The organism is Actinospica durhamensis, from assembly GCF_018139695.1.
Taxonomy (GTDB): Bacteria; Actinomycetota; Actinomycetes; order Streptomycetales; family Catenulisporaceae; genus Actinospica; species Actinospica durhamensis.
In genome coordinates this window covers 1-7486 of sequence record NZ_JAGSOG010000353.1, presented here as the reverse complement: position 1 = coordinate 7486, position 7486 = coordinate 1, and the positions used below count along the sequence as shown (strand labels likewise).

The 7486-nt window shown below is 72.2% G+C and carries 7 protein-coding genes; all 7 read left to right on the top strand.

The window, feature by feature from the left end; genetic code table 11:
• Positions 1–872 (top strand): hydrogenase nickel incorporation protein HypB (hypB, locus tag KDL01_RS37100; RefSeq protein WP_212533397.1); only part of this gene is annotated, 872 nt, incomplete at its 5' end.
• Complete coding sequence (locus KDL01_RS37095) at positions 869–2422, top strand: hypothetical protein (protein ID WP_212533396.1); 1554 nt, start codon at positions 869–871, stop codon at positions 2420–2422. The genes hypB and KDL01_RS37095, both read left to right, overlap by 4 nt.
• Entirely contained in the window at positions 2419–3225 is an 807-nt protein-coding gene (locus tag KDL01_RS44925) for a hydrogenase maturation protease (RefSeq protein ID WP_212533395.1), read from the top strand. Before KDL01_RS37095 ends, KDL01_RS44925 begins: the two co-directional genes overlap by 4 nt.
• A 55-nt stretch (positions 3226–3280) precedes the next feature.
• A complete protein-coding gene (locus KDL01_RS37085) occupies positions 3281–4408 on the top strand; it encodes an NADH-quinone oxidoreductase subunit B family protein (RefSeq protein WP_212533394.1) in 1128 nt (375 codons plus the stop codon).
• Positions 4405–6198 carry a nickel-dependent hydrogenase large subunit gene (locus KDL01_RS37080; RefSeq protein WP_212533393.1) on the top strand — a complete coding sequence of 598 codons (1794 nt, stop codon included), beginning with the start codon at positions 4405–4407 and terminating at the stop codon, positions 6196–6198. Before KDL01_RS37085 ends, KDL01_RS37080 begins: the two co-directional genes overlap by 4 nt.
• Positions 6191–6775, top strand: coding sequence for a NifU-related iron-sulfur-binding protein (locus tag KDL01_RS37075; RefSeq protein WP_212533392.1), 585 nt, complete (start codon positions 6191–6193; stop codon positions 6773–6775). Before KDL01_RS37080 ends, KDL01_RS37075 begins: the two co-directional genes overlap by 8 nt.
• Positions 6772–7440 carry a DUF5947 family protein gene (locus KDL01_RS37070; RefSeq protein WP_212533391.1) on the top strand — a complete coding sequence of 223 codons (669 nt, stop codon included), beginning with the start codon at positions 6772–6774 and terminating at the stop codon, positions 7438–7440. Before KDL01_RS37075 ends, KDL01_RS37070 begins: the two co-directional genes overlap by 4 nt.
• Positions 7441–7486 lie beyond the last annotated feature (46 nt).

The window sequence follows — 7486 nt, the reverse complement described above, 5'->3', positions numbered from 1 at the left end:
CGGGGGAGGGGAGCGGGCCGGGCGCGGGCGCCGCCGCGCTCCCACATCCCCATCCGGCCGGGTACGCCACCGGGCGCACCGAGGACCTGGAACGCCGGGTGCTGGACAAGAACCAGCGCCTCGCCGACGAGAACCGGGCCTGGCTGCGCCGCAGCGGCATCGTGCTGGTGAACCTGATGAGCTCGCCCGGCTCCGGCAAGACCACGCTGCTCGAGCGCGCCGTCGCCGACCTGTGCGAGGACCGGCGCATCTGCGTCATCGAGGGCGATCAGGCCACCCCCTTCGACGCTGAGCGCATCCGTGCCGCCGGCTGCCCGGCCGTGCAGGTCAACACCGGTGCCGGCTGCCACCTCGACGCCCGCATGGTGCGCGACGCGCTGCGCGAACTCGCTCCCGCGCGCGGCTCGCTGGTGTTCGTGGAGAACGTCGGCAACCTGGTCTGCCCGGCCCTGTTCGACCTCGGCGAGGACCACCGCGCCGTGGTCATGTCGGTGACCGAGGGCGTGGACAAGCCGCTGAAGTACCCGCACATGTTCGGCACGGCCGACCTGGTGCTGCTCAACAAGACCGACCTGCTGCCGTACGTGGACTTCGACCCGATCGGCTTCCACGCCCGGGTGCGGCAGGTCAATCCGGACGCCGAGATCCTGGAGGTCTCCGCCACCCGCGGCCAGGGCCTCGAGGCCTGGTACGCCTGGCTCGAGGAGCGCTCCCAGGTGCTGGCCGCCGCGGCGTCCGCCGCCGCGACGGGTGCTTCTCTGATCACTGAGATCATGGAGATCGCCGAGAACGCCGCGGCCCCCGGGACCGGTGCGGGCGTCGCGTTCTCGCTGCCCGCCCCCACCGCCTCCGCCGAAAGCCCGGCCTCGTGATCGCCCGCGCACCCGAGCCCGGGCCCGGATTCGAGCCGTCGGGCTCCGCCCAGCCGGATCCGGCCCCCGACATGTTCGCCGGGGTCTGCGCCGTCGCCGACGCCGTGCTCTACGAGGGCTACCTGCTCTACCCCTACCGCCGTTCCTCCGCCAAGAACCGGATGCGCTGGCAGTTCGGCGTCCTGGTGCCCCGGCCCTGGCTGGCGCCGAGCGTGGCCGAGGACACCAGCGTGGCCGGGTCCGCCGACGCGTGGCGCCAGCAGACCGAGTGCCTGCTTGAGGCGCCCGTGCCCGAGGCCGCGATGCTCACCGTCTGCGTCAGGTTCCTGCAGATGCAGCACCGCGAGGTGCAGCAGCGCACCGGGAACGACTACGTGCCCGTCGACGCCCTCACCGTCGAGGACCAGCGCCACCTGACCTTCGACGAGGCCGTGCCGCAGGAACACGAGCTCGTGGCTCAGCTCTCGAAGATCCGTGACGCGCCGCTGCGGTGCGAGTTCAAGGTGCCGGGCGCCGAGGAGATCGAGCAGCTCGGCGACGCCGGCCGGGTCGTGCGCACCCGTCAGCCGCTGCGCGCGGTCGCGAAGCTGTCCGCGACGCCGGTGGCCGAGGCGCCGTCCCTGCTGCGGCTGCGGCTCGAGGTGTACAACGCCGCCGAGTCCCCGGCCCTCGGCGCGCCGCGTCCGCAGGCGCTCGGCGCCTCGCTGATCGCGACGCACAGCCTGCTGAACATCGACGGCGGCCGGTTCGTCTCCCTGCTCGACCCGCCCGAGTGGGCCGCGGCCGCCGCGAAGGCCTGCCGCAACATCCACACGTTCCCGGTGCTCGCGGGCGCCCCGGAGGAGTGCGAGACGGTGCTCTCCTCGCCGATCCTGATGGAGGATCACCCGCGGGTGAGCCCGGAGAGCCCCGGCGACCTGTTCGACGCGACCGAGATCGACGAGATCCTCTCGCTGCGCACGCTGACCCTCACCGACGCGGAGAAGCGCGAGGCCCGGGCCACCGACCCGCGCGCCGCCCAGATCATCGACCGCGTCGAGACCCTTCCGCCCGCGGTGCTCGGCCGGCTGCACGGGGTGATCCGCGGCCGCGGCCCGGCGCCCGCGTCCGCGCCGCGCGCCGCGGCGCAGCGGCCCCCGAACGAGGAGCACTGGGCCGAGGAGCACTGGGCCGACCAGCACTGGGCCGACGAGCCCTGCGCCGACGCGGCCGCGGTGGTGCAGAACCGGGTTCCGGCCGAGCGCTGGTGGGAACCGGGTGCCGACGAGGCGATCAACCCCGCCACCGACCGCGTCCTGGTCGACGGCGTCGCGGTCCGCCGCGGCAGCCGGGTGCGGCTGAACCCGCGCCGCCACGGCACCGACGTGCACGACATGTTCCTGGTCGGACGCACCGCGCGGGTCGAGGCCGTGCTGACCGACATCGACGGCTCCTGCTACGTCGCCGTCAGCATCGAGGACGACCCCGGCGCCGACCTGCACGGGCGCCACTACCACTTCACGCCGGAGGAACTGACCACCCTCGACGGCGAGCCGGAGGCAGCTCGGTGAGCGCGCCGATGCCGACCGGGACGAGGCCGGCCGGGTACGGCCCTGGCTCGGTGCTCGTCGCCGGGGTCGGCAACCTGTTCCTCGGCGACGACGGCTTCGGCGTGGAGGTCGCGCACCGCCTCGCCGAGCGCGAGCTGCCGCCGGGCACCGTCGTCGCCGACTACGGCATCCGCGGCCTGCACCTGGCCTACGACCTGCTCGACGGCGACTTCAGCACCCTGATCCTCATCGACGCGGTCCCCGTCGACGAGCCGCCCGGCACCGTCGTCGTACTCGAGCTGCACCCCGGGGCCGCGGACTCCGACGACGCCTACGCGCCGTCCTCCGACCTGCCGTCACCGGCCGACCTGCCGCCTGACGTCCCGTCCGCCATCATCCCGCCGCCCGCCGCCCCCGACGCCCACGGCATGGACCCCGCGACGGTGCTGAACCTGTTGCGCACCCTCGGCGGCCTCGGCCCCGGCCCGGTCGAACGGGTCTACCTGGTCGGGGTCCGCCCGGCCCGGCTGGACGAGGAGATGGGCCTGTCCGCCCCCGTCGCCGCCGCCCTCGACCCGGCCGCGGACGCGGTGCTCGAACTCCTCGACCTGCTCGGGAGCGGGGGCACCGCCGCCGACGACGACCCCTACGCCGTGGACGACGAGGCCGAATACGCCGACGTCTCCGACACCGCCGTCCCCGCCGACGCCCTCGAGACCGCCTCCGCCGATCACGCCCCTGCCCAACACGCCCCCGCCCAACACACCCCTGCCGAACACGCCCACGCCGCCGTTCCGGCCGCCTCCGGTCGCCCTGATGTATAAACAGGCACATATTAGATTCTGAACTTACAGCCACCGAGCAGGGAGGAACGCGGCGATGACCGCCACCGAGGCATCACAAAGGCGCAAGCCGCGCCAGCGCGGCGTGGAGGAAGTACACGTCCTGTGGATCTCCGAGGGGATGAGCTGCGACGGCGACACCGTCTCGATCACCGCCTCGTCCCAGCCCGCCATCGAGGACATCATCAGCGGCCTGATCCCCGGCCTGCCCAAGGTGCACCTGCACAACAAGGTGCTCGACCCCTCCCTCGGCGGCGAGCCCTACCTCGCCCCCTTCCGCGCCGCCGCCCGCGGCGAGCTCGGCCCGTTCATCCTGGTCATCGAGGGCTCCATCCCGAACGAGCAGATCAACGGGGACGGATACTGGACCTCCTTCGGCAACGACGAGCAGACCGGCGAGCCGCTCACCATCAACTGGTGGATCGACCGGCTCGCGCCCAAGGCCTGGGCCGTGGTCACGGCCGGCACCTGCGCGGCCTACGGCGGCATCCACGCGATGGCCGGGAACCCGACCGGCTCGATGGGCCTGGCCGACTACCTCGGCTGGGACTTCCGCTCGGCCGGATCGCTGCCCATCATCAACGTGCCCGGATGCCCGGTGCAGCCGGAGAACTTCATGGAGACGCTCCTGTGGGCGCTCTACCACGCGGCCGGCTCCGCGCCCCCGCCCCCGCTCGACGCCCAGCTGCGCCCGCAGTGGATCTTCGGCCGCACCGTGCACGAGGGCTGCGACCGGGCCGGCTACTACGAGCAGGGCGACTTCGGCAAGGACTACAACTCGCCCAAGTGCCTGGTCAAGACCGGCTGCTGGGGCCCGGTGGTCAACTGCAACGTGCCCAAGCGCGGTTGGATGAACGGCATCGGCGGCTGCCCCAACGTCGGCGGCATCTGCATCGGCTGCACCATGCCCGGCTTCCCGGACAAGTTCATGCCGTTCATGGACCAGCCCCCCGGCGGCAGCCTCTCCTCCGCGGTGGTGCGCCCCTACGGCGCCTTCATCCGCCGGATGCGCGGCATCACCAACCGCACCGTGAACGCCGAACCCAAGTGGCGGCACAACCACGACGCCCTCACCAGCGGCTACGACCCGCGCTGGCGTCCGCGCCCGGCGCACCAGACCGGCCCCACCCGCCCCGCGGAACCGCACAGCAAGGAGACGACATGACCATGACCGGTCAGGCGAGCCCGGAGGCCGCTCCGGGTGAGCTCGTGGAGATGTCCTGGGACCCGATCACCCGGATCGTGGGCAACCTCGGCATCTACACGAAGATCGATTTCGCCAACCGGCGGGTCGCCGAGTGCCACAGCACGTCCTCGATCTTCCGCGGCTACTCGGTGTTCATGAAGGGCAAGGACCCGCGCGACGCCGGCTTCATCACCAGCCGGATCTGCGGGATCTGCGGCGACAATCACACCACCTGCTCGATCTACGCGCAGAACATGGCCTACGGGATCAAGAACCCGCCGCTGGCCGAGAACATCATCAACCTCGGCGAGGCGGCCGAGTACATCTTCGACCACACCATCTTCCAGGACAACCTGGTCTTCGCCGACTACTGCGAGGCGATGGTCAAGGACACCAACCCGAGCGTGCTGGCCCGGGCCGAGAACACCCAGTCCCCGCACGCCGGCGTGCACGGCTACCGCACCATCGCCGACATCATGCGCGCCTTCAACCCCTTCGAGGGCGAGATCTACCGGGAGGCGCTCAAGGTCAGCCGCACCACCCGGGAGATGTTCTGCCTGATGGAGGGACGCCACGTGCACCCCTCCACGCTCTATCCCGGCGGCGTCGGCACCATGCCCTCCCCGACCCTGTTCTCCGACTACCTCTCCCGCCTGATCGAGGTGCTCGACTTCGTCAAGAAGTCCGTCGCGTTCAACGACGACGTCTTCGACTTCTTCTACGAGGCCCTGCCCGGGTACGAGGAGGTGGGCCGCCGGCGCGTGCTGCTCGGCTGCTGGGGCGCGTTCCAGAACCCCGACGTGGTCGACTACAAGTACGAGCACATGACCGACTGGGGCCGGGCGATGGGCGTGACCCCCGGCATCGTCGTCGACGGCAAACTGCTCACCACCGACCTGGTCGAGATCAACCTGGGCCTGCGCATCCTGCTCGGCAGCTCCTACTACGACGACTGGGTCAACGAGGACCCCTTCGTCACCCACGACCCGCTGGGCAACCCGGTCGACCCGCGCCACCCCTGGAACCAGACCACGCTGCCGGCCCCCGGCAAGCGCGACTTCCAGAACAAGTACAGCTGGGTGATGAGCCCGCGCTGGTACGACACCCTGAGCGGCGAGCACCTCGCGCTCGACACCGGCGGCGGCGCCTTCGCCCGGCTCTACACCACCGCCCTGGCCGGTCTGGTCGACACCCCGTACGTGAAGTCCACCGGCCACAGCGTGCAGATCACGCTGCCGCGCAGCCGCGAACTGCCCGAGCAGACCCTCGAGTGGCACATCCCGAAGTGGTCCAACGCGATCGAGCGCAACCGGGCCCGGGTCTACTTCGTCGCCTACGCCGCCGCGATGGCCTTCGCCTTCCTCGACGAGGCCATGGGCCGGGTGCGCGCCGGGGACACCCGCGTGTTCGAGGACTTCGAGGTGCCGGACGAGGCGATCGGCTGCGGATTCCACGAGGCCGTACGCGGCGTGCTCTCGCACCACCTGGTCATCCGGGACGGCAAGATCGCCAACTACCACCCGTACCCGCCGACCCCCTGGAACGCCAGCCCGCGCGACAGCTACGGCACCCCCGGCCCCTACGAGGACGCGGTGCAGGACATGCCGATCTTCGAGGAGAACGGCCCGGACGACTTCAAGGGCGTGGACATCATGCGGGCCGTGCGCAGCTTCGACCCCTGTCTGCCCTGCGGCGTACACATGTACCTCGGCAAGGGCCGCACCCTGCAGAAGTTGCACTCGCCGATGTTCGGTGCCAACCATGGCTGAGCCGGCGGCCCGCCACCAGCGCCTGACCGACGAGGACGTGCGCATGCGGCTGGCCCGGCTGGAGGAGGCGCTCGCGCTGATCGAGCAGACACCGGGACCGGCCGGCGAACTCGCGCTGGCCGCGGTCACCGACCTCGCCCAGGTCTACGGCGAGGCGCTGGCCCGGGCCGTCGACCACGTGACCGACCACGCCGAGGCGGCCGCCGACTCGGCCCTGCTCGAGACCCTCGTGCACGACGAACTGATCGAGCATCTGCTGGTCCTGCACGAGATCCACCCCGAACCGCTCGAACCGCGCGTCGCGCGCGCCGTCGCCGACCTCGCCCCCGCGGTCGAGGAGCGCGGCGCCCGGATCACCCTGCGCAACGTCGAGGCGGGCGTGGCGACCGTGGAGCTCACGACCTCGGGCGGCGGGTGCTGCGGCGGCTCGGCCTCGGGCGATCTTCCGGCCGCGGTGCGCGAAGCAGTCCTCGACGTCGCCCCGGAACTGGCCGACGTCACCGTGGTCACCAAGACTCCGCCCCGGCCGCCCACGTTCGTCCCCCTGGCCGGCATCAACATCGGCGCCGCCCCGTGACGGCGGTCACGGCCGCGCAGACGGTGGCGCCGCAGGCCCCTGCTCCGGCCGAGTCCGCCCTGGCCCGCGCCATCCGCCGCCCCGCCCCCGCGGCCGCCGACGACCACGACGCCGAACGCTGCGACGTGTGCGCCGCCGACGTCCCGCCCGCGCACCGCCACCTCCTCGACGCGCACAGCGGCGAGATCCAGTGCGCGTGCCGGGCCTGCGCGGTGCTGTTCGAGCGCGACGCCGCCGGCGCCGCGCAAGCCCACTTCCACCTCGTCCCGACCCGCCGTCGACGGCTGCCGGGCGGCTCCGCCGAGGAGCTGGCCCAGCTCGGCCTCCCCGTCGGCCTCGCCTTCATCGTCATCCAGCCCGACGGCGCGCCGCTCGCGCACTATCCGAGCCCGGCCGGCGCGACGCGCTGGGAACTCGACCCCGAGGTCTGGCAGCGGGTCGCCCGGCAGTACCCGGACCTGGCCGAGCTCGAGCCGCAGGTGCAGGCACTGCTGCTGCACACCGCGCGCGGCAACGACGAACACTGGATCGTCCCGATCGACGACTGCTACCGGCTGGTCGCGGTGATCCGCCGCGAGTGGCGCGGCCTGTCCGGCGGCTCCACCGTGTGGCCGGCGATCGCGGACTTCTTCACCCGGCTCGACGAAAGGAGCGACCATGGCTGAGATCCGCGTCGGCATCCCCGACGCCGCCCCCGACACCCCCAGCCAC

What these genes read in the sequence shown, in the direction of transcription:
- KDL01_RS37085 (WP_212533394.1), top strand. Translation starts at nt 3,281, where the DNA reads ATGACCGCCACCGAGGCATCACAAAGGCGCAAGCCGCGCCAGCGCGGC.
- KDL01_RS37080 (WP_212533393.1), top strand. Translation starts at nt 4,405, where the DNA reads ATGACCATGACCGGTCAGGCGAGCCCGGAGGCCGCTCCGGGTGAGCTC.
- KDL01_RS37075 (WP_212533392.1), top strand. Translation starts at nt 6,191, where the DNA reads ATGGCTGAGCCGGCGGCCCGCCACCAGCGCCTGACCGACGAGGACGTG.